The organism is Maridesulfovibrio frigidus DSM 17176, from assembly GCF_000711735.1.
GTDB classification, from domain to species: domain Bacteria; phylum Desulfobacterota; class Desulfovibrionia; order Desulfovibrionales; family Desulfovibrionaceae; genus Maridesulfovibrio; species Maridesulfovibrio frigidus.
Genome location: NZ_JONL01000003.1, coordinates 124005 through 146584, shown reverse-complemented (window position 1 = coordinate 146584; position 22580 = coordinate 124005). Strand labels below are relative to the sequence as shown.

General features: G+C 43.9%; 18 protein-coding genes. 10 read left to right on the top strand and 8 right to left on the bottom strand.

The window, feature by feature from the left end; genetic code table 11:
• Positions 1–199: 199 nt before the first annotated feature.
• The 3 genes from BR06_RS0107945 to BR06_RS0107935 all read left to right on the top strand — a co-directional run bounded on the left by BR06_RS0107945 (position 200) and on the right by BR06_RS0107935 (position 4725).
• Positions 200–1486, top strand: a complete 1287-nt coding sequence (locus BR06_RS0107945) for an L-lactate MFS transporter (protein WP_031481938.1) — start codon at positions 200–202, stop codon at positions 1484–1486.
• Positions 1487–1736: 250 nt separating this feature from the next.
• The gene (locus BR06_RS0107940) at positions 1737–2090 is read left to right on the top strand and encodes a hypothetical protein (protein WP_031481937.1); all 354 of its coding nucleotides are present in this window, start codon (positions 1737–1739) and stop codon (positions 2088–2090) included.
• A 121-nt stretch (positions 2091–2211) separates the two neighbouring features.
• Positions 2212–4725, top strand: coding sequence for a TIGR03960 family B12-binding radical SAM protein (locus BR06_RS0107935; protein ID WP_031481936.1), 2514 nt, complete (start codon positions 2212–2214; stop codon positions 4723–4725).
• Between the two features lie 78 nt (positions 4726–4803).
• Here the strand turns inward: BR06_RS0107935 and BR06_RS0107930 are convergent, their stop codons facing one another.
• Entirely contained in the window at positions 4804–5304 is a 501-nt protein-coding gene (locus tag BR06_RS0107930) for a hypothetical protein (RefSeq protein ID WP_031481935.1), read from the bottom strand.
• Positions 5305–5503: 199 nt separating this feature from the next.
• Between BR06_RS0107930 and BR06_RS0107925 the strand changes: the two genes are divergently transcribed.
• The 7 genes from BR06_RS0107925 (at position 5504) to BR06_RS0107895 (ending at position 12853) form a co-directional block, all read left to right on the top strand.
• A complete protein-coding gene (locus BR06_RS0107925; protein WP_031481934.1) occupies positions 5504–7081 on the top strand; it encodes an ABC transporter substrate-binding protein in 1578 nt (525 codons plus the stop codon).
• 72 nt (positions 7082–7153) lie between these two features.
• The gene (locus tag BR06_RS0107920) at positions 7154–8128 is read left to right on the top strand and encodes an ABC transporter permease (protein ID WP_031481933.1); all 975 of its coding nucleotides are present in this window, start codon (positions 7154–7156) and stop codon (positions 8126–8128) included.
• Positions 8125–9051: an ABC transporter permease gene (locus tag BR06_RS0107915; protein WP_031481932.1), complete on the top strand. Its 927-nt coding sequence runs from the start codon at positions 8125–8127 to the stop codon at positions 9049–9051. Before BR06_RS0107920 ends, BR06_RS0107915 begins: the two co-directional genes overlap by 4 nt.
• A 3-nt stretch (positions 9052–9054) precedes the next feature.
• The gene (locus BR06_RS0107910) at positions 9055–10020 is read left to right on the top strand and encodes an ABC transporter ATP-binding protein (RefSeq protein ID WP_031481931.1); all 966 of its coding nucleotides are present in this window, start codon (positions 9055–9057) and stop codon (positions 10018–10020) included.
• A gap of 12 nt (positions 10021–10032) precedes the next feature.
• Positions 10033–11046 (top strand): ABC transporter ATP-binding protein, encoded by a 1014-nt coding sequence (locus tag BR06_RS0107905; protein WP_031481930.1) that lies wholly within the window; start codon positions 10033–10035, stop codon positions 11044–11046.
• Between the two features lie 419 nt (positions 11047–11465).
• The gene (locus BR06_RS0107900) at positions 11466–12200 is read left to right on the top strand and encodes a tetratricopeptide repeat protein (protein ID WP_031481929.1); all 735 of its coding nucleotides are present in this window, start codon (positions 11466–11468) and stop codon (positions 12198–12200) included.
• A complete protein-coding gene (locus BR06_RS0107895; protein ID WP_031481928.1) occupies positions 12197–12853 on the top strand; it encodes a PilZ domain-containing protein in 657 nt (218 codons plus the stop codon). The genes BR06_RS0107900 and BR06_RS0107895 overlap by 4 nt, the downstream gene beginning before the upstream one ends.
• A gap of 216 nt (positions 12854–13069) precedes the next feature.
• Here BR06_RS0107895 and bioB read toward each other — a convergent pair whose 3' ends face one another.
• From bioB to BR06_RS0107860, 7 genes are all read right to left on the bottom strand, one after another.
• The gene (gene bioB / locus BR06_RS0107890) at positions 13070–14086 is read right to left on the bottom strand and encodes a biotin synthase BioB (RefSeq protein ID WP_031481927.1); all 1017 of its coding nucleotides are present in this window, start codon (positions 14084–14086) and stop codon (positions 13070–13072) included.
• A gap of 9 nt (positions 14087–14095) precedes the next feature.
• Complete coding sequence (gene bioA, locus BR06_RS0107885) at positions 14096–15379, bottom strand: adenosylmethionine--8-amino-7-oxononanoate transaminase (RefSeq protein ID WP_031481926.1); 1284 nt, start codon at positions 15377–15379, stop codon at positions 14096–14098.
• 61 nt (positions 15380–15440) lie between these two features.
• Positions 15441–16154: a dethiobiotin synthase gene (gene bioD, locus BR06_RS0107880; RefSeq protein WP_031481925.1), complete on the bottom strand. Its 714-nt coding sequence runs from the start codon at positions 16152–16154 to the stop codon at positions 15441–15443.
• An 8-nt stretch (positions 16155–16162) separates the two neighbouring features.
• Positions 16163–16528 (bottom strand): hypothetical protein, encoded by a 366-nt coding sequence (locus tag BR06_RS0107875; protein WP_031481924.1) that lies wholly within the window; start codon positions 16526–16528, stop codon positions 16163–16165.
• Entirely contained in the window at positions 16528–18183 is a 1656-nt protein-coding gene (locus tag BR06_RS0107870) for a hydantoinase/oxoprolinase N-terminal domain-containing protein (protein WP_031481923.1), read from the bottom strand. Before BR06_RS0107870 ends, BR06_RS0107875 begins: the two co-directional genes overlap by 1 nt.
• A 185-nt stretch (positions 18184–18368) precedes the next feature.
• Positions 18369–19181 (bottom strand): AmmeMemoRadiSam system protein B, encoded by an 813-nt coding sequence (gene amrB, locus BR06_RS0107865; protein ID WP_031481922.1) that lies wholly within the window; start codon positions 19179–19181, stop codon positions 18369–18371.
• 47 nt (positions 19182–19228) lie between these two features.
• Entirely contained in the window at positions 19229–22495 is a 3267-nt protein-coding gene (locus BR06_RS0107860) for a tetratricopeptide repeat protein (RefSeq protein ID WP_034602935.1), read from the bottom strand.
• Between the last annotated feature and the right edge of the window lie 85 nt (positions 22496–22580).

The window sequence follows — 22580 nt, the reverse complement described above, 5'->3', positions numbered from 1 at the left end:
TCCAGCGATAGGCGGTAAAAACTAGGTTAAAACTACTTTTTCGTTATTTTTCATGCCGTTCACCGAAAATGGAATGCACTGAAAATTAGTCTGTGTTTTAATTCATAAATGGAAGAGGCGGTCACCCGCAGAAGTGAGCGCACACAATTAAAACAGCAGAAAGGGCTTTTTTTCAATCTCAACACTGGGGGCAGGACAAATGAGTGAACAAAAAATAATGAACAGATGGTTTGCAGTACTGGGAGCTATTCTTATTCAACTGGCTCTCGGAGCAATCTATGCATGGTCTGTATTTACTCCCTCTCTTATTCAAGACGGATGGACTAAGATTCAGACTCAGGCTGTTTTCTCCATCGGCCTTGTAACTTTTGCCCTCTCCATGGTTTGGGCAGGTAAAAAAATGGCTGTTTGGGGTCCTAAAAAACTCGCAATGCTGAGTGGGATTGTTCTCGGCGCAGGTTACGCTCTTGCAGGAATGTTCGGCGGCACCAGCTTCCCGGCTCTTTGTCTCTTTATCGGAGTTATCGGAGGCGCAGGCATCGGATTCGGCTATGCTGTACCTATCGCAGTTGGTATGCGCTGGTTCCCGGATAGAAAAGGATTCATCACCGGCTTTGCTGTTGCGGGTTTCGGATTTGGTGCAATGGCATGGGTAAAACTCGCTGGAGCATGGGGGAATCTCATAAACGATTTTGGCCTTTCCATGACCTTTTCAATCTATGGAGTTCTCTTTTTCGCGATGATCGCACTGGGCGGAACATGGATGGTTTTCCCGCCCGAAGGCTGGTTGCCTGAAGGATACAACCCAGAAGTAACATCCTCCGGTAAAACTGCTAAAAAAGAAGTTGATTTCTCATTTAGAGAAATGCTTAAAACACCACAGTTTATTCTTATATTTTTAACTTTTACGGTTAGTGCTGCTGCAGGCCTTATGTCCATTGGACTTATGAAACTTTACCCGATGGAAGCACTTCAAGCACAGGGACTTTCAGCAGCAGAATCAAGTGCAATATCTGGAACCGCGATGGCTGTTTTCTTTAGCCTTGCAAACGGAATAGGAAGAATTGCATGGGGGATCGCAAGCGATAAAATTGGACGTAAAATGTCAATTTTTATGATGACGACAATTCAGGGTGTAACACTGCTTGCTTTCACAAGCATGGCCGGAAATGAATACTTATTGTACATTGGAGCAACAATTATCGGCTTTAACTTCGGTGGCAACTTTGCTCTCTTCCCGACCATGACAGCGGATACGTTCGGGACAAAAAATGTTGGACAGAACTACCCATACGTATTCTTAGCTTACGGAGTAGGCGGAATATTCGGCCCAATGTTAGGTGGACAGCTTGGCGATCTAGGAAACTTCCCTATGGCATTCACCATCTGCGGAGCTTGCTGTATATTGGGATCCATTGCTATCTCACTTGTAAAAGCCCCAAAAAAAGAACTTTCCGGACAGCCAGAATACGCTAATAGCCATTAAAACTAAGCGGTCATGAAATGACCCCGTTGACCGTTTCTTTAAAAATCCCTGTCTATGACACACATAGGCAGGGATCTTCTATTTAAATTAAGTAAAACAACTCTTCCCTTTTAAGGTAGATATGCTTGACAGGTCACAGGTCAATCACTAATTCTCTCTTGTTACTGCAATGCGCAATTTTGAAGCCGGAACGGACTTTTCATCTTCCGGTCTTTTTTTATAATGGCACTTAATTTCAAGGAGAGTTCTAGTGGGCTATAATGTAAAGCTTTTCAAACTGGTTAATGGCGAAATGGTTATAGGTAAATGGGATGCTGAAAAAAATATCATCTCTGATCCTGCTGTACTTCAGACTGTTCCTGCCGAACAGGGTGTACAAATGATGATTCTACCTTTCGGCTACCCCTTCGACAACGAAATCGAAGGAGAACTCGACGGCAAGCACATTATGTATGAATACAAAAATTGCCCTGAAGATGTATCTACTAAGTACCTTGAAGCTTCCAGCAAGCTTACTCTTTCCTCCGGCGGACTTGGCGGAAGCCTAGGTGGCGGAATGGGCGGCGGAAACGTTTCCGATATCTCAGAGCTTCTCAAGAAATAATTAGTACGGGGAGTCTTAAACAAGACTCCCCGATTTCTATTCGTATATTTTCCAGTTTAAATTTCCGGCTCAATATTTCCGGCAATATCGCAGTTAAATCTTTTTTTCACAGGTAATACACTTGAAAAAGCTACTCCCCCTCCTGCCCCGTCCTACACGTTATCTTGGTTCCGAATGGGGAACCGTTCACAAGGACTTGGCTTCTGTCAAAGTTCATATAGCTCTCGGTTTTCCAGATCTATACGAAATTGGGATGTCTTACCTTGGACAAAAAATTCTCTACGAAATCGTGAACAACAATCCTGATTTCTACGCTGAACGCGCCTATGTTCCTTGTCAGGAAACAGCAGGAATAATGCGCGAGCATGATGAATTGCTGGCAACCCTTGAGAGCGACACCCCTGTCAAAGATCTTGACGCCCTAGGAATTAGCCTGACGCATGAGCTGTGCTATACTAACGTGCTCTACATGTTAGACCTTTCGGGAATTCCACTTAAGGCAGCCGACAGGACTGAAGATCACCCGCTTATTATTGCTGGTGGAGGCGCTTGTTTCAATGCGGAGCCAATGGCAGACTTTTTAGATGTCATGATGATTGGTGACGGAGAAGAATCAATTCTGCGTGTTCTTGAAACAATTGCCGACTGTAAAGAAAAGGGACTGGGAAGAGCTGATAAACTTACGGCTCTCTCGAAACTCGCAGGCATCTACATCCCTTCATTTTTCGATCCCGAAAATCCAGGTGATTTTTCTGTTGAAAAAGCCATTGTCGACGACCTAAATCCTATAGATTTCCCTGAGAATCAGGTTCTTCCATATGGTAAAGCCATCCACGACAGGCTCACTCTTGAAATTGCCAGAGGTTGCACCAGAGGGTGCCGTTTCTGTCAGGCTGGTGTAATCTACCGTCCGGTTCGAGAACGTACTCCTAAAACGTTGACCAATACATTGATGAAAGGCCTTGATAAAACAGGTTACGAAGAGACTTCATATCTCTCACTCAGTACTGGCGACTATTCTGCCCTCGATACTCTTTTTGCAAAAAGTTTTGACCACTGTGCGGCTGAACAGATTTCAATTTCACTGCCCTCCCTGCGCGTTGGATCACTTTCCGCTCCTATCATGGAGCGCATTGCAACCATCAGACGTACCGGCGCAACGCTGGCTCCTGAAGCCGGAAGCCAGAGACTGCGTGATGTAATCAATAAAGGGATATCCGAACAGCAGTTGCTTGATCATTCGCAAATGCTATTCGAAAATGGCTGGCAGAGCATCAAACTATATTTCATGATCGGTTTGCCCACGGAAACATTTGAAGATCTGGATGCAATCCTCGACCTTTGCGTCAAGGTTCGCGACATCGGAGGACCGCATGTCAAAGTCATGCAGATCTCCGCTGCAATTTCTCCTTTCGTGCCTAAACCGCACACACCATTCCAGTGGGAACGCCAAAGCTCCCTTGATGAAATTAATGAGAAACTTGATTACCTGCGCGAAAAGTTCAGCAAATATAAGCGCATCAAACTAAAATTTCACATTCCGCGTATGAGCTTCCTTGAAGGTATTTTCTCACGCGGGGACCGCAAACTAGGCCCAGTTGTGCAGAAGGCATACGAACGCGGAGCCATATTCACAAGCTGGAAAGACCATATGAGTCTGCCAGAGTTCCTTGAAGCAATGAAAGAAGAAGGCTTATCTCCGGAAGATTATCTCGCAGCGCGCGATGTAGATCAAAGACTTCCGTGGGATCATATTTCAAGCGGTGTCAGCAAAAAATACCTGCTGACAGAAAGGAATCGCAGTTTCAAAGAAAAGATGACCGATGACTGTCGTTACGCAGAATGCAACAGTTGCGGAGTCTGCGAATTTGACGGGCGCAAGTCGCTTCTTAAGGATCAGGCTATTGAAAGTGATATCCGCCCGAAGATGGTCTTCACCGAAAGAGACCAGACTGGCGAAGTTCCACCATTTGTTCAGGAAGAAAAGCCAGACCTTGGAATCAAGGGCAGCCATTTCCGCATCTGGTACACAAAAACAGGAACAACAGCTTACTTAAGCCAGCTAGACCTTGCCCCTGTTTTCGAAAGAGCAATGCGCAGAGCAAAACTTCCACTGACATTCTCTCAAGGGTTCCACCCCATGCCGCTGATATCCTTTGGACGAGCACTGCCGGTGGCCGTAGAAAGTCAGGCTGAATGGATGAACGTAATGTACCGCACGGAACTCACTTCAGAAGAAGTAGTTGAAAGACTAAATGAGCAAATGCCAATAGGTATTCTCATGACCAGAGCGGACACACTTACACTTTCACGCAAGCAACCCCAGCCGCAAATCGAAGATTTCGCCATCACTTTTAATGGCGATGATGAAGCTGTAGCGGCAAGAATGGCTGAACTTCGTAATTTTCTGGAATCAGAAGAATATGTAATTAAGCACAAGACGAAAAAAGGATTCAAAGACAAAGACATTCGTCCTACTGTGCAAAGCTATGAAGAAGTGGCACCAAACAAAGTCATTATCCATTTTGACTGGACCAACCTTTACCTGAGCCCAACTAAAATGCTCGCGGTAATATGTCCAAAGAGTACCCTGCTAGACTACTCTTTAATGAAATTGGATCAAAGATTTGAATAAGTATTAATAAGAACAAACGTTAAAAGGCGGAATTTCGTATACGAAATTCCGCCTTTTTTTATTCACAAAAACCTACAACTACCACTCGAAAAAGGGTTCCCCTTCCTCTGTTATGCTTAAGGTCACGATTTTATAAGAATCTCGCTGATCCTCATTTGCTCTCTTTATATTGATAATGACCACTGCTTCACCAATTTTAAGAAGCTTAAACTCAAACCGCCAGCGCCCAAAATCACCAAGCCTACCGGAATCAGCTTTCAAAATATTATACTTTTCAAGACTCACAAGCTTCGGATCAAAAGTAACTCCATCAAAAAGATATCCTCCCGATCCTGGGTTTCGCATATCAAATGCTACAGAATCTCCGGGCATCATTACCAACTCCATTTCATGTGTACCATCAAGATCGTACTCAGGAATAGAATCTGCGAATGGATTTAAAGCAGCACAACCTGAAAAGCTGACCATAATCAGTATATACGTAATAAGGTGTGCAGCCCTGTATTTTTTGCCGAAATGCAACAAATGTTGACGTTTTTTCAAGAAATCGACAATTTCAAACAACATAATATTTTTCATAAGTCATTTCAATAAGTTAAAGATTTGAATAAATGTTAAATCGAGTGTAATACTAAGAGATGCGCACGGCAAGGGGAAGCAGTGGGCAGAATGGGTTTTTTAATTTTCATGTTTAGAGATATGACCTTTTTTAGAGCGTCATTTGTTTAAAGGATGTCTGATTTTTTATTACAGTTTTTACCTTTCAAGGAGTGTGAGGATGAAACGTTCATTAGTATTTCTATCTCTTGTGGTCATTCTGGCCCTCGGCCTAGTCGGCTGTAGCTCAGAAAAAAAAGAAGAAACTACAGATGCAGGAAAAGTCCTGAAACTGGCAATGGATGCTGACCCAGTATCTCTTGACCCTCAGGTACAGCTTTCCGGTGGTATGATACAGTACGCACACATGGTATTTGATCCACTCGTGCGCTGGGCAAAAGACGGTTCTTTCGAGCCTCGCCTTGCGGAATCATGGGAACACATCAATGACACCACCATGCGTTTTCATCTTCGTAAAGGTGTAACCTTCCATAGTGGAAACCCATTTACAGCGGAAGACGTTGTATGGTCAATTAACCGCCTCAAAGTTAGCCCTGACTTCAAAGGTCTTTTCGAGCCTTTCGCAGAAGCTAAAGTTGTTGACGCACACACTGTCGACGTAATCACCAAGAAGCCTTACGGACTCCTCCTGAACATGGCTACTTACATCTTTCCAATGGATAGCAAATTCTACACAGGTAAAGACGAAAGCGGACAGGCCAAGGATGCTATCGTTAAGACTGGACCTTCCTTCGCAAACATCAACGAATCCGGCACAGGTAAATACATCGTTGCTGAGCGTGAACAAGGTGTTCGCACTGTATTCAAAGCTTTCCCACAGTACTGGGCTAAAGAAGGTAACGTTGAAACAATCATCCTTACTCCTATTAAGAATGACGCAACTCGCGTAGCCGCCCTTCTTTCTGGCGATGTTGATTTCATTATGCCTGTTCCTCCTCAGGATCTTAAGCGCATTGAATCCACCGAAGGACTTGAGCTTGTCACAATGTCCGGATCACGCGTCATCACCTTCCAGCTTAATTCAAAACGTTTTGAGCCTTTCAAGAATCTTAAAGTCCGTCAGGCTATCATCTACGCAACAGACAACACTGGTATCGTAGAAAAAGTAATGAAAGGTTTTGCAACAGTTGCAGCTCAGCAGGGTCCAAAAGAATTCGCTAGCTACAATTCAGCTCTTACTCCTCGCTACGACCTTGAAAAAGCAAAACAGCTCATGAAAGAAGCTGGCTACGCAGACGGTTTTGCGTGTACTATGATCGCACCAAACAACCGCTACGTTAACGACGAAAAGATCGCGGAAGCATTTGTTTCCATGCTCGGTAAAATCGGTATCAAAGTAAGCCTCAAGACTATGCCAAAAGCACAGTACTGGGATCAATTTGATGCACGCGTTGCTGACATTCAGATGATCGGCTGGCATCCTGATACTGAAGATTCTGCTAACTACACAGAATTCCTTCTCATGTGCCCGAACACTGAAACAGGCTACGGTCAGTACAACAGCGGTCAATACTGCAACCCAGAAGTTGACGCTATGACTATCCAGACTCAGACTGAAACAGACACTGCAAAACGTAGTGCTCTTCTTCAGAAAATAGAAAAAGCACTTTACGACGACGCAGCATTTGTTCCTTTACACTGGCAGAACCTTTCATGGGCCAGCAAGAACAACATGAACACTGATGATATCGTCAACGTTCAGAACTTCCCTTACTTCGGCAATCTTGTCATCAAGTAACTGATCTTCTTAACCTAATACAAATAACAAAGGGGAATCCCAACTGGGGTTCCCCTTTGAAATGAAGTGCATATGTTTGCTTTTATAGTACGAAGAATCGCGCAAGCGATCATAGTTATGGTGGTTATCGGTTTTATTGGTTTTGCCATTAAGCAGAGCTTCGGAGACCCTATCAGGGAAATCACCGGAGTTTCTGTCTCGGTAGAAGAACGGACTAAACTACGAAACGAGCTTGGCCTGAATGATCCTTTTCTGGTTCAGTTCGGTAGATTCATAAAAGGTGCTATGCATGGCGATATCGGCAGATCCTTTTTCTACAAAAAATCTGCCCTTAAGGTCATTCTCAGCAAAGCGCCTGCAACCCTTGAGCTTGTGTTTTGTGCCGCGCTCATTATCGTATTTTTCTCGATACCTTTAGGGATATATTCTGCGATTAATCCGCGATCGATATTCTCACGAATTATCATGGGAGGGTCGACTCTGGGAGTTTCTATCCCCGTCTTCCTGACCGCAATTTTAATGATATACATTTTTTCGGTAGAACTGCACTGGCTTCCCTCATACGGGCGCGGTGAGACTATCAACCTATGGGGCTGGCGAACAGGACTTTTGACCTTAGACGGTCTCAAACACCTAATTATGCCTTCCATTGCATTGTCATCAATTATGCTGCCCTTGTTTATTCGCCTCATTCGATCTGAAATGATGGAAGTTCTTCAGAACGATTACATCAAATACGCATGGGCTAAAGGACTTGCCCCGCGCCGCGTATTTATTGTTCACGCTTTCAAAAACACACTTCTCCCAGTTATCACCGTCGGGGGTGTACAGCTTGGAACTATGATCGCGTTCACCATCCTTACTGAAACTGTATTTCAGTGGCAGGGTATGGGGTTCATGTTCATCGAAGCAGTTGAACGCGGCGATGCGCCGCTTATGGTTGCATATCTGGTTGTTGTCGGATTGATCTTTGTCATTGTTAACACTTTGGTTGACGTCATTTACGGCCTTGTCAATCCGCAAGTAAGAATTACGGGGCGAAAATGAAAACTAGATCTCGATTACAAAGATTTAAAGAGTCATATTTTCTACACGACTTTTTACGCGACCCGGTCGCTCTTACCAGTTTCTGCATCCTAGTTGTGTTTCTCATATTGGGATTTGCGGCGCACCTCATTGCTCCCTTCAATCCATATGACTCCATAAACATAAACATTATGGATGCCGAGATTCCACCAGCATGGTTGCCCGGTGGAAATCCAGATTTCCTATTCGGCACTGACGGACAGGGAAGGGATCTGTTCTCAACCATGCTTTACGGCCTGAGAGTATCTCTTATTATCGGATTCGGAGCTGTTGCCCTACAAGCATTCATAGGAATATTCGTCGGACTTATTGCCGGATTCATGGGCAAAAGTGTCGAATCAATCTTGATGCGAATTGCGGACGTACAGCTTTCATTCTCAACATACATGGTTGCTATCTTTATTTCCGCAATATTTCAGGCGGCTTTCGGTCTTGCAAAATATGAAGAAATTGCAGTTCCGCTACTTATCCTGATTATCGGATTTGCAGAATGGCCTCAATATGCACGAACTGTCCGCGCTTCCGTACTGGCGGAAAAAAAGAAAGAATATGTTGAAGCCGCTAAAGTCATAGGGCTATCAAAAACACGTATAATGTGGAGACACGTTCTCCCCAATACTCTTTCTCCGGTATTTGTTATTTCAACAATTCAAGTTGCGAATGCTATTATGAGCGAAGCGGCCCTGTCCTTTGTCGGACTTGGAATGCCCGTCACTCAGCCATCACTTGGTTCACTTATCAACGTGGGTTTTGAGTACATTTTCAGCGGATCGTGGTGGATCACTATGTTCCCGGGAATTGTACTTGTTGTCCTCATTCTAGTTATCAATTTACTTGGTGACTGGCTTAGAGATTTCCTGAACCCCAAGCTGTATAAGGGATAAAGAATGCAACACTTACTCGAAGTAAAAGACTTAAGCGTCGAATTCGCGTTGCGTACCGGAGCTCTAAGGGCTGTGCGTAATGTGAGTTTCAATTTAAATAAAGGCGAAAGATTGGGCTTAGTTGGTGAATCAGGGGCAGGTAAATCTGTGACAGGTTTCTCCATCATCAAACTTATTTCACAGCCGGGTTACATCTCAGGTGGATCAATTCTGTTTGAAGGGAAAGATCTGGCTAAAATGTCCAGTGAAGAGATTCGTAACATTCGCGGCAACAGAATCTCAATGATCTTTCAGGACCCGATGATGACCCTTAATCCGGTTCTCACCATCGGAACTCAGATGACAGAGACTGTTTTAGCGCACATGGATGTATCCTATAAAGAAGCTGAAGAGATTGCTCTTAAAAAGCTCAAAAAAGTTTATATCCCTTCACCGCGAAAACGCCTCGCCCAGTACCCGCATGAATTCTCCGGAGGTATGCGACAGCGCATTGTAATCGCTATATCACTACTTACTGAGCCTTCCCTGATTATAGCAGATGAGCCGACTACAGCGCTCGACGTTACTATTCAGGCAGAGATAATGGATCTACTCCTTGAACTCTGCCTGACTGATGATATGGGACTGATACTTATCACGCACGATCTAGCTGTAGTTTCTGAAGTAACGGAAAGAATTGCTGTCATGTACGCAGGTAGTATTGTCGAAACGGGGCTGACCAGCGAAGTTACAACTAATCCGGCACATCCTTATACAAAAGGACTTATCGCGGCATTGCCGCAAAGTGGCGGTGCTGGAGACAGGTTGACTCAGATTCCAGGCGCGATGCCCTCACTACTCAACATGCCGTCAGGTTGTCCTTTTCATCCCAGATGCACCATTTGTACGGACATATGTAAAGTTGAAGTTCCGCAGCTTGCCCCGAATAAATCCGGTATTCTGGTGGCTTGTCACCATGCCGATAAATAATAGAGATTTGTCATGCAGACCGATTCCCTCGTAGAAGTAAAAAATCTGGTTAAGCACTTCGATATTTCCGGAGGCTTGCTTGACCAGTTAACAATGGAAAACGGACGAATCACGCGACGCCATACAATTGTTCAAGCTGTAAATAACATCAGCTTCGCAATCAAAAAAGGCGAAACTTTGAGTGTGGTTGGCGAATCCGGCTGTGGTAAATCCACACTTGCCAGAACTATTATGGGTCTCTACCCGCCTAACAGCGGAGAAGTTTATTATGGGGGCGAGCGTATTGATCAGCTTTCTTCCAAACAAATGCTTCCGTTCCGCACCAAAATGCAGATGGTTTTTCAGGACCCGTATGCGTCACTTAATCCGCGCATGACAGTCCGCCAGATAATTGAAGAGCCGATCTATTTTCACAACAAAGGCATTACGCGAGGTGACGCAAAAGGACGTCTTCACAAAGTAATGCGCAGCGTTGGAATGGACCCAGAGTGGGCAAATAGCTATCCGCATGAATTTTCGGGTGGACAAAGACAACGAATCAGCATCGCACGGGCGCTGGCAGTAGATCCTGAATTTATCGTAGCAGATGAGCCTATAGCGGCACTTGATGTTTCAATTCAGGCGCAGGTACTTAATCTGCTCATGGATGCACAGGAAGAGCGCAATCTAACTTACCTGTTCATCAGCCATGACTTGTCGGTTGTTGAGCACATAAGCACCAGAGTTGCGGTTATGTATCTTGGTTGTCTATGTGAGCTGGCGCCGGCGAAAGAACTGTTCTCATCACCTAGGCATCCGTACACACAGGCCCTGCTCTCCGCAATTCCAACAGTTGGCGGAAAACGTAAGAAACATATTCACCTATCAGGTGACGTTCCTACACCAATAAACCTGCCTACAGGCTGTGTTTTTAATGGTAGATGCCCGCATGCTAATGACCGTTGCCGGATGGAAATACCGCAGAGTATGAAAGTCGGCAGTGAAGGGTTGGTCGTATGCCACGCAGTAGAAGAAGGACGAATATAAATTAGAAAACTATTCAAAAGCCTACTTACATGCAAGTAGGCTTTTTCATTAACTATTATTATTTATAATATATTTTGATCATGGACTAATTATAATTTGTCACAAAGAAAGACAATAATAATATTCTAATCGACAAATCGACAAACTATGCTTATATTACAAACGCTTCAGCAAATTATTCGATTACTAATTACAAACAATAATAATTGAAGATTTTACAAAGAGCGACTTATATCACTTAAGTTGTGAACAGTAAGCTTTTGAAATCGCGGATATCCGCAAATCACAATAGTATTTTTACGGTGTAACATCCTTATTTAGTTACCTTGTAAGCAAAAAACTTTTTTAAGCGACTTAAACATTTTTAGCATTTGTCTCATAGGCTGAGATTTCTGATTCATTCTTTGGAGAAAGAATATATGGATGATCTTAATCAAGTACTCGGGGTCTTTTCCAAGAACACGAAGGAAAAGACAGGGGCGGGAACCACCCTCCAAAAATCCGAGCACAAAACATACTACTACGTCACTCGTACAGGAGTTGACCAGTATCATGTTCAACCTTTAAATGAGAGATTTATACCTTCTGGGTTGGTAACAACCCTAACTAAAAGACAGTTTCTCACATCATTCAGCCCTGAAATAGATTATTATGAAAGAAAAACTCTTCCTGCACTAAAATCTCTCAATGCGAAGATTTTGAAAGGTGAAGACTTATTTGCAAAGGGCGAACTTGATGATGCAGAGCAATCTTTTGCACGAGCACTACTCATTGACCCTGCAAACCCCAAAGCAAATTTAGGAATGGGTTCGGTTCTCTGCAGCAAACAGAACTACACTAAACTATCTAAAATAGTTAATAAACTCTTAAAAAATGATTCTGTTTTCTTAGAAGCCCAAAGACAGGAATTTAATCTTTTTGCTATTTCTCTCCGCAAACAATCTCTTTTTGAAGAGTCCATAAATTTTTATAAGAAAGCGATTGAATTGAATCAGGAAGATGAAAATCTTCATTTTAATATTGCAAGATCTTACTTTGACGCAGGGCAGTCTAATGAAGCTTTAAATCATATTGACAAAGCTTTAGTCATTCAGCCAGACTTAGAATGGGCACACAAATTTAAAACATATATACTTAAGAAGACAAAAAAATGATGAGTCAAAGTGCCAAGTTAAAGGCAGCATGCACACCAGGGCTTAGAGTGGCAATCGAACTAGGAGGTCTTAATGATAAGGCTCCTTCCATAGTTCTTGGCGGCTATCCGTCAAAATACGTTCTCCTTAAAGAGCCTATGGTTCACCCCAATGATAAGGCTATTTGGTCTGAATACCTGTACTCTGGCAATGAAGCGACTGTTCGTTACATTTTTGAGGGAGTAGCCTCTGGTTTTAAAACCAACATCATAAAGCTGATAAACTCTCCCGATAAAATACTTTTTTTAAAATACCCCAAGCGCATAGAGACTTATAATCTCAGAAGACATAAACGAATTAACTGCTTCCTTGAAGCAGATGTCATAATCGAAAAACAAAAATATTTGACTATTGTCGAAGATCTCAGCAGCAGCGGATGCGGAATAACTTACCTCAAGGATGATACATCTATTTTCCCTGAAATTGGAGATGACGTTAAGCTATTCTGCCCGTATTTCATTGAAGAAAAAGATGGTTTTATTCCGTGCAAGGTTCAAAGGGCCACGAAAGATTCTCGCAAAATTGCTCTAGGCTTAACCTTTGATAAACCTTCTCCTGAAATTCTTATTAAAATTCAGGATTACGTTTCCACAGTTCTTCAGCACTCAACTTAATCGAACTAAAAGGAAAAGACCGGTACAACTTGCGCCGAGATTAAACCTTGTTTTCTATAGAAACTAAAAAAGATCAAACCTGCGATTAAATATTTCGCGGATTTGATCTTTTTCTTTATGGATAGATTTTTTTATAAAATGCTATTTGTAATTCTTCACTGAAATTCTCTGAGCAAATTATCTAAGACTATCTAACTCTATTTTAAACTTATCCTATTACTTAACTGTAAGTCCTAAATCACGGAGCATGGTAAGGTCATTTTCAAGCCCTTGCCCCGACACAGTTAGAAAATCTCCTACCATTAGTCCATTGCATCCAGCGTGAAAAATAAATGATTGCAATGAACGAAGAGATCCACGCCCCGCTGCCATTCTGACTTCAGAGTGCGGATTTACGAGGCGGAACATTGCAATAGAGAGTAAGATCTCAAGCGGTTCCAGTGGAGTGTTATTTTCCATCGGAGTTCCAGGGATTGGCACTAGAAAATTGAGAGGTATGGAATCAACCTGCTCGGTTGCAATAGCGACTGCAAGCTCTACCCGCTGCTCAAGGCTTTCACCAAGACCCAGCAAGCCGCCGCAACAAACTTCAAGTCCCGCCTTTTTAGCATTACGCACTGTCTCAATTCTTTCTGAATAGCTATGAGTAGTGCATACGGCAGGAAAAAAACTCTCAGCTGCCTCAAGGTTATGATGGTAACGAGATACACCAGACTCTTTAAGTTTTTTTAAGCTTTCAAAACTCAAACACCCGAGTGAAGCGCAATGCTTAAAGTTTCCATCCGCAGAATTTAATCCACCTGAACTAATCTCTTGCTTATCCGCTTCCATTTCGGAAACAGCCTCACAAACGCGGCTAAGTGACTTACCTTCTAACGCTCTTCCGCTGGTAACGTAGCTGAAATATTCTAGAGGAGCCTTGCCACCTTTCTCGGCACATTCTTTAATCTGCTCAGTGGACATAAGCGGGTACGTAGGAGCTGGAACACCCTTAAAGTGACTTGACTGAGCACAGAATGAACAATCTTCAGAACAATTTCCGCTACGCACATTGGCAATTGAGCAGAGCGAAACTTCCTTGCCAAAACGAAGCGATGTCACTTTGTGAGCAGCGTGTAAAATTTCAGCAAGTTCACCGTGCGAAGCTCTTAAAATAGCTAAAGCTACGTGCCTATCTATGGGCTTTCCAGCGTTAATTGCATCCCACATAGCTTGCTTTTCTTGTCTGTCCATCGAATTACCTTACCCCTGTAAACTTACCACTTCGCAAATAGCGGAAGTGAGAGCTTCAAGCTCAAGGTTGGAAATAACATAAGGAGGCATCACATAAATAAGCTTCCCGAAAGGCCGCACCCAAACGCCCCGCTTCACAAATTCAGCCTGAATCGCGTCCAAATCTACAGGCTGTTTCATCTCAACAACACCTATAGTACCAAGACATCGAACCTCAGCTACAGTCGGGAGATTCGCGCAAGGCGAAAACCCGTCTTCAAGCATTGTTGTGATCTGCGGAATGCGCTCTTCCCAATTACTTTCAACAAGTAGATCTAAGGATGCATTCGCAACAGCGCAGGCAAGCGGATTAGCCATGAAAGTTGGCCCGTGCATGAAAACCCCACCATCAGATGAAATCCCTTGAGCGACTTTCTCAGTGGCAAGAGTTGCGGCAAGGGTCATATAGCCGCCTGTTATGGCTTTGCCTACGCACATAATATCGGGACTGATTCCGGCGAGATCACTGCCAAACACAGCCCCGGCACGGCAAAATCCAGTCGCTATCTCATCGCAAATAAGTAAAACGTCATGCTCATCACACGCTTCGCGTACCCTTTTAAGGTACTCGGGAGAATAAAAACGCATACCGCCAGCACCCTGTACCACAGGCTCAAGAATAACAGCCGCAAGCTCATGCGCGTGAGATTCAATTTTGCTTTTAAAGTCCGCAAAATCTTCATCAGTACACCCTTCATCGTAACGACAGGAAGGAGCTTCAGCAAAAATATGTTTAGGTAAAACTGAGGAAAATAAGGAATGCATCCCGTTTACTGGATCACACACAGACATACATCCGAGCGTATCGCCATGATAGCCGTTACGAATGGTCATTATCCTATTCTTTTCAGTACGGCCCGTTCCCTGAAAGTATTGAATCGCCATTTTAAGCGCAACTTCAACCGATACCGACCCAGAGTCTGCAAAAAACACATGCTGCAAAGGTGCAGGCGAAAGATCTATTAATTTACGGGCTAGAGTAACAGCCGGCTCGTGAGTTAGACCGCCGAACATTACATGAGGCATCTTCTGCGCTTGATCGCAAAGAGCTTTGCTGAGCACAGGATTATTATACCCGTGAATGGCGCACCACCATGAAGCCATGCCGTCAATAAGCTCTGTACCGTCTTCAAGGATAATGCGTACCCCGTCAGTTCCGGCAACGGGATAAACTGTTAGCGGATTAACAGCCGAAGTATATGGATGCCAAATGTGATCTCGATCAAAGCTAATCATAGGTTCGTTATTACTCATTTGTGCTCTGTAATCAGGCTTGTGCGGTTATTAAATGAAACAGTGAAATGCGGGATAAATCTTAAAATGAGCTAATATTAATACCAGAAAGGGCGCGGTCTACTTCTTCCCAGCAACGAAGTTCATCAACATTCCAGTCCGAAATATATGGAATGGAGGACAAGACTTTAACTCCGGAAAAATTTTCTATGGAGCGTATATTATCTTCAGCCATACCGAATTCGGAAGGCGCAGGACCTTCGCAAGCAGTCATAATCACGCCGCACACTTTTACTCCGGCCTGTTTTAAGGCCATCAGAGAAAGTAAAGAATCATTGATTGTGCCCAGCTTATTTCCGGCAACAAGGACAACAGGGTACGAAAGTTCTTTCATCAGGTCCAGCATAGTGCTTTTCCCGTTCAGAGGAACTAAAACCCCTCCAGCCCCTTCAACAAGCAGCGTTCCACTCCCTTCAAGAGACCTCACTTTTCCAGCAATAGAGCTGACATCAAGTTCAACGCCAGCTAGCTTTGCAGCCAAATGAGGAGAACAGGCAGGTTCAAATATATACGGACACTGAATTTCTACATTCCATTCAGCTCCGGCACTTTTATAAACATCCCCATCAGGCGAACCCAGCTTACCATTTGGCTGGCGAACTCCGCCGGATTGGGCTGGTTTTACAGGTAAAACCTTCACGCCAGCTTTATTAAAAAGCCTCGCTAGGCCTGCTGTGACAACGGTTTTACCGATGTCTGTACCTGTTCCTGTTATAAAAATACCGGGAATATTCATACTGCAGTCTAGGCTTCTTTGTTTCTGCCAGACTCGACCACATCAATAGGATCTTCGTCTGATGTTTCAGCATAAAACAAATCTTTATCATATGGTCCGTAGTGCTTTTCATCACCAACAAGGGTGAAAAATTCTATGCGTGAATATCTTTTACAACGCTGATCGCTCACCATAAATTTTTGATAGTAATCAAATTTAGACATAGAATGAGTCGATTCGGTCAAATCAATGACCTTATCCGCAAATTCACACCATGCGTGTGCTACCCATTTGCCATTTTTAAAAATCCAGCCGTGAACGACTTCTGTCTCAATATTTTCGCTGGCCCCTTCAAGGCAATATTCATAAGCCGAAGGCTTTCTACCATCACGCATTATTCGCTCCCTTTGTTCATATTATCAAGAGCCATTCTAACCGCGCCAAGAGCGTTTCCGACCTCATGGTGTTCAGGATAAACAGCTTCAGTGTGTAATTTCTCAGCTACTTCAGACAAAAGACAATCAGCAGCAGCTCCAATTCCAACAATTGGTAAGTTCAAAGAAACATCAAATCTCACTAGCGGACTAGCTGAGCGCCCCGCAACGATTCCAGCCATATTGCCACCAATTTCTTTACGGACAATATGCTCAAGCATTGCATTCTCGATTTTTAGTCGGGTCACATCCAGAACTTTTTCAGCAAATTCATCGCCGTTAAGATCAAATTCCGTACCCAAAGCAGCAGCACCCGAAACAGACATTTCACGGTTGCCGATATCGATTTTATTTAGAACATGAAGTGCGTCAGTCGGAGTAAAGCCGACTTCGTCAACAGCCTGAACACGTACAAGCTTTTCCAGCTTTGTACCGAGGGTCATTTCGACCATGTCCAACCCTTTCATGATCTGCCCGAAGGTAGATGGGCCATTTTCGGCAAGATAAACTAAAATTTGGTCATCAGGATTTTCCACAACAGCGGGGCCAATCTTTATCAAACGCGCATCATTTCCTTTCCCGAGCCATTTATCAGGAAGCGGAATATCTCCCGCCATACATAAAGGAACAACTCTGCCCGGGCCAACTTCAAGATTACCAGAACGAGTAATACGCGAAAAACTATCCCCGCCCACGCCGACAGTAAACATCTCAACGGCCTCAACATGGGTTTCCCAGTCACCGATGATGCTACCGCTATCCTGAATGGTCGGCTTTGAATTTCTGATTAAAGTAACATCAGTGGTGGTTCCGCCCACATCAACAATCAGAGCATCTTTTGCAGGAGAATATACACAGCCATAATAAGCTGTAGAAGCAGGTCCACTTGCAAAAGTGTCAGCTGCGCGCTCTACGGCTTTTTCCATGCTCATAGAAGTTGCATTACCGCGAATGACCACCACTAATTTACCAAGATTGCGTTCATCAAGAGCCTTGCCGACTCCCTCTAGAAATTCTTTCATCACAGGCATAAGACGCGCGTTTAATACGGTTGTAGCTGCCCTTTCTTTCTGTCCTGCTTTAGTGCTTATCCGGTGTGAACAAAAAACAGGTTTTGGATCAGTCATGGATATAGCTTTTTCTGCGATGGCTTCGTGAGCTGGATTTTTAATGCTCATGGCTGAACAGACAGCGTAACTGTCTACATGCCCTTTCATATCAGTGATGCCATCTACCAAAGACTCAATATCGAGCGGATCATATTCATCGCCTGTTACTTTATGTCCGCCAGTAATATAACGGACGGTAACAACTGGAAGCCTGACAACTTTGCCGGACCCGATTATAAAAAGTCCAACCTTAGCGCCCTTATTTTCCACAACGGCGTTTGTAGCAAGAGTAGTCGAAACAGAAACGAGATTTACCTCACCAGGTTCAATTCCGCTTTCTGCCAGAGCCTTATCAAGAGAGGCGGCAAGTCCAAGACTCAAATTATGGTGAGTCGTAGGAGATTTAGCAGTAGCAACAACGCTCGAATCCGCACATTTAACAATGACGGTATCAGTGTAAGTTCCACCTGTATCAATTCCAATTGCATAGCCATTTTCAAAATTCATATATATATCCTTCACTCATTATTGTGTCTAATCAAGGCAAGTCCGAAAACAGACCTTCAATCGATGCTCAGTACTGATAATGCCGCTTTTGGCGAATGGCAACCTCTATAATGGATTCTTATACGAAAAAAGCGACTGCTACATCAGTAACAGTCGCTAAATATATTTTAACAGTTCAACACTTTTTAAGAAATAATGATTCCCGCATAGGCTACTACGCTTTCAAAATCGCCAGTAACCTTGCCGGAATTAGTGTACTCGACTAATCGTCCGCCACTGGCACCCGCCTTTTGAACGGCATGCATACCCATAGTCATAGGAAGAACTCCGCACATGCTTATATCATTGCTAGACACAGCAGAGTAAAGCCCTTCAGGGTCCATGCGAATCACAGCTTCCAGCGCGATAGAATCAAGTTTTTTGGCTTGATCAGCGGTAATAAAGTGGCTCATATCCGAACTGACTACGATGGTGATTTCATCATCGCTTTCAGCAATAATCTCGGCAAGAGCATCACCAGCTTTTTTCAATACCCCCGGGGCACGTTCTGACACACAGATTGGAACAATACGGGTTTTCGGATTTACATACTTTAAAAACGGGATAAGGACTTCGAGAGAATGTTCCCGGCTATGAGCAGCTTCATTTGAAACAAACCCAGCGCCGCATTCAATTATCTCTTTCGCAAGAACGTCAGCTACTTCAAGCTTGCCGCCTGGGAATTCCCAGCACCCCTGACCCCAAACAGATAAAGGAGCTCCGAGTCCGCTATGATTAGGACCGAGCAATATTACGGTAGGAGCAAGCGATGCTTCGGATAAAGTTTTACCGCATGTACCGCCGGAAAACATGTAACCAGCATGAGGGAGCATAACCAATCGATCATACGGAGGCTTTGCACATTTAGTGCGTTCGCCAACATATTTTTCGATTTCTATTTTAAGTTCCTGAGGATCATCAGTATAAAAACGTCCGGCAACAACGGGCTTCCTGTCCATATCCACCTGCCTTTATAAGATTTTATGACCGTAATAAACTAGGGTTATTAAAAAGACGATCCTGAATCAAATTTTGATGCATCACGCTCAATTTTACGAGTCGCCAGAGCGGATGTAGCCAAACGTCCATAGAGATCATCAGGACTTTTCTTTGCAACTTCTTCCATCAGTTTTCCCCATTCTTCAATTGCTCCAGCCTTCTCATAAAGCTGCGCCAGCCTGAAACGGGAAGACGCCCATTCAGGGTCAGAAATCGGGATATACTTATCATACTCGGCAGCCCATTTAAGAGCTTCTCTATATCTGCCGGAACTTTCCGCAGCAAAAATTGTCATAAGAATACAATCTTTAATCTTCTCACGATCACCACCAGTTTGAAGCAACATAGCAAGAGCTTCCTGAGCGTAAATAAAAACTTTTTTCAGCTCTTTCTTCTTCATAGCAGATTTCGCCATATAATACATGGCATATGCCCGTGAAGATTCAGGCAACAATAAATTGGATGCAAGCCCAGCCCAAAGGGGAGTACTAAGCTCTGTTTCGCCAAGATTTTCAAAGGCCATAGCTTTGGCAAAATCAATATGCACACTCTGCTTCGGATCGAGCTCCCAATTGTTTCTTGCTAGGTCTACCAGTTCTGTAACCTTACTCCAAGCCTGTTCCTCAACATAAATACCAAGAGCCATATCAAGCGCCATGGCGGAATACTTTGGAACCTGTTTCTCAGTCAGATAGCGATCGATAAGTTTCAGAGCTTCATTAGGCTGTTCTTTTTTCCAGTAACTTAAAGCTACACCCATTCTGGTTTCGTCGTTAACTCCATCACCTTCGTTATTTTTCTTGCCGTAAGAATTCCAGAATTTAACAACTCTGCCGTAATTTTCATCCTGAACAAGCTCCGGAACAGCTTTATCAAAGACTCTATGCCCGAGTTCGCTCGCCTTCGTGCGCAAAGTGCTCCTTGGATATTTATCCAAAAAGTCCTGCACGGAACCAAGACACTCGCCATACTTTTTATTCCAATAATACCACATTCCAAGCTTGAGCTGGGCAAGAGGAGCCAAAGGGCTATTAGGATGTTTTTCAATAATTTGCGTATAAATTTTCTGAGGTCTTAAATTATAAGGGCGATCAAAGACCTTATCCATCTGATTCATATCAGGGTTATCATAAATGCCTTCTTCCGCAAGGCGCATCATAGAAACCAGACCGCCTTCTTCTTCTGGATAATCTTCCGCAGCCTTCTCGTAGAGATCTTTTGCGGCTTTAGTATCACCATTTTTCAAATAGATATCACCTAAGCGTGCTAAAACGATATCATTTTCCTTCGAATCCGGTGCTAGATTATAAAATGCCCAATAGTTTTCTTTAGCATCATCGACTTTACCAAGCCGGTTCTGCGTATTCGCTGCCATCAGCAAAAACTCAAGATCTTCAATATAGTATCTAGGCCAGCGTTTATCTATATAGTCAATAATCTGAAAAGACTGTTCGTTGTAGCCTAAAGCATCAAGTGATTTAGCAAGTCCAAGGGCAGCTTCGCGTACAACCTTGCTATCAGGATAAGTCTGTACAAGATTTTGAAATTGATCTGCGGCTTTTTCATATTCCTGAATGCCTAAGTAATATTCACCCCAATAAAAGCTAATGTAGGGAATATTAAGATCGTTCGGATACTGAGACTTTAACAGGTTAAAATACGCCTTGGCTTCCGGCATATTTCCCGCCTTCAAGTTAATCAGACCAAGATTAAGCAAAGCCATCGGAACGTTCGGCGAATTCGTATCGGAGTTCATGGCTTCCATCCATGAGCTAGAAACATCGCCGAAATTATTTTGCAGATCATCTTTATGAAGCTCAGTGAGTGCTTCAGCTTTTCCGTAAAGGGCCTTGATTCTCAAATCTTTTGTCAGGTAAGGCATCACAAGAACTTCTTCATACGCTTCAAGCGCAACTTGAATTTGTCCCTCTTCAAGAGCACTCTCTGCAACGAGCATGATCCCTCTTGCTACTTTTAATTTCTCCTCAAGGGTCAGTTCTTTCGTCTCTCCATCCTCACCTTCAGCAGGCCCCCCTTCTTCAACAGGAAAAGCATCAGTATCATCGGTCGCTAAATCGGCAAATTCGCCATCATCTGTTGCGTTATCATTTTCACCGTAAAAATCGTCATCGGTTCCATTTTCAGCAGCACCGTAATAATTATCATCACCTTCAGCAGCAGGGAACTCATCATTGGCAGCAGGAATAAAATCACTCTGCGGCGGAGGAGTAACCTGTCCGGAAGTCTGCCCCGGAGGAGGAGTAACGCTGCCGGAAGCCTGAGAAGGCGGTCTTGAAATTTGACCGGAAACGCTACCTGCGTCTTGGACAGGAGGACTAACCCGCCTGACAACCGCACCTTCTGGCTGAGCTTGAGGAAAAACTTGTTCTTCTACATCATCTGGCCCGCCAGCTTCAGGGTCAAATTCATCAGGCCCATCATCTTCTATGACCATATCGTCAGGAGGCTGAACTTCTGGAGGACTGACGCTACCCGTAATAGAACCTTCCACCTGACCATCAGGAGGAGAAACTTGGCCTCCGACACTTCCACTTACAGGTCCATTCACGGGTTCAGAGCGAACACTTCCACCAGCTCTGGCTGATGCCTGGGATGTATCAACAGCCACTGCTTCAGCAGGGCCTACTTTAGAAATGGGCGAACGGTAGGTATATGGAACAGAAGAAACAGGTCGTTCCGTAACAACTGGGTCTGGCAAGACAGTTTCGTCTTGTACAGATTCAACTTCTTCATTTTGAACAGGCGCAACTTCATCATCTTCATAAAGACTTTCACCCTCAGACTCAGGATCTATATCAATTTCATCAATGATGGGAGGTTGGACGTCCTGCTCAATCACGGCAGGTGGAGGAGAAGCTGCAGCAACCCGCGCTGCTTTTTCAGTTGGCGTACGCCATTTTGAGCCGATAGGGTCACGGAAAAATTGTAAAACCATCTCCCCGTTTCCACCCGGTATGCGAATGAAACCGAATCCAGTCGTTCTAGTCCCGATAACAAGGGAGCTAGGCCCCATTTTGATAGAATTGATAATGCGCAGACCGGATAACGACATAGGAGTAGGAAGTTTTTCCGCTCTTAATGCCCCGGTAGGAAATGTAATTGTGAGTTCTTCACGTCCGCTTCTACGAACTGTGCCGGAAAGATTCTTTTGGTCAAAGACAAAACGAAGGGAGTCCATGTCTGACTTGGTGTCTACAAAATACTCCATAGCCAAACCAGGATAAGGGCAGACGAGCCAAATGAAGGCCGCCATCAAAAGAGTCCGGAATAAACCGGTTAAATTGCTGATCATCACAATCTGGTATTTCTGCAATATTCTTGCCTACCTTGCAAAATCA